This is a genomic window from Prevotella sp. S7 MS 2, assembly GCF_000762865.1.
Taxonomy (GTDB): domain Bacteria; phylum Bacteroidota; class Bacteroidia; order Bacteroidales; family Bacteroidaceae; genus Prevotella.
Map to the genome: position 1 here is coordinate 1 of NZ_JRPT01000122.1, position 1,190 is coordinate 1,190.

General features: G+C 43.0%; 1 protein-coding gene. It reads right to left on the reverse strand.

From position 1 onward, the window contains the following. A partial coding sequence (locus HMPREF0671_RS11645; RefSeq protein ID WP_036901012.1) for an IS1182 family transposase occupies positions 1-1,190 on the reverse strand: 1,190 nt, incomplete at both ends.

Here is a 1,190-nt window from a genome sequence, read left to right on the forward strand (position 1 = left end):
AATGTCTAAACCTCTTGTAGGCTTTGTTATATTTTGTTTGTCCAAAAACAGCTTCTGGTTCTATGCACCTTTGTCCTCGATGCTTGATGCCTTCTTTAGAGGTCAGTAGTTCTCGTGCCTTTTGTTTATATTGCTGTAGCTGGTGGTTTACTTCTATGATTCTGTTTCCTCTTGCTTTGAAGCATGAGCCTCTCAGCGGACAGCCCTCACAGCGTTCTGCCTGATAACGTACGCTGTAAGTAACGAACCCATTGGAGGTGATGGAACGCTTCATACCAATACGCTTCATGTGCTGTCCCATCGGACAGACGTAGAAATCCTGTTCCTTGTTATAATAAAGACTTGCAGGACTAAAGGGATTAGGTGTATAACGTGGACGCTGCTCTTTATGGAAGTAATTGTATTTTACGTAAGCTTCAATATTATGTGTGTCCATGAACAGATAGTTCTCCTCGGAACCATACCCCGAATCGGCTACGACTGTCTTGGCATAACGATTGTAACGTGAGTTAAAAGACTCTAAGAATGAAGGTAGTGTGAGTGTATCGGTACGATTGGCATAGAGTGCAAAGTCGGTGATGAACTGGTTCTCCGTTGCTATCTGCAGATTATATCCAGGCTTGGTTTGTCCGTTCCGCATAGCATCCTCCTTCATATGCATAAACGTGGCATCAGAGTCAGTCTTACTGTAAGAATTTCTCTCGCCCATAATCTCAAGGTGCTGGTCGTACTCATGGAGTTTATTACGTTTCTTATCAAGCTCCTTAAGCTGTTTCTTCTTGGTTCTTATAGCCAGCTTTTCTTCTTTTGTCTTAGGCTCTGGGACTGATTCCAGAGACTTGTTCAACTCCTCGGATATCTCACTGAGCAGATCTGCGGTGAACTCAACACCTTCTTTCTTTGCTGCATTGTCCTGCGCTATAACATCGTCAACCTGAAGCAGGAGTGTGCGTATTTGCTCCTGCAACTTGGCACGGTTCTTCTCTACGGTTCTTCTCCAAACGAAAGTATACTTGTTGGCTTTCGATTCTATCTTTGTGCCATCAATATATTCAACGTCAAGACTTATCAAACCTTTGGCTGAAAGTATCAATACCACCTGTGTGAAGATATTGTTGATTTCCTTTTTTACACGGTTGCGAAAACGGTTGATAGTTATGAAGTCGGGCTGTTCATATCCTGCCAGATAG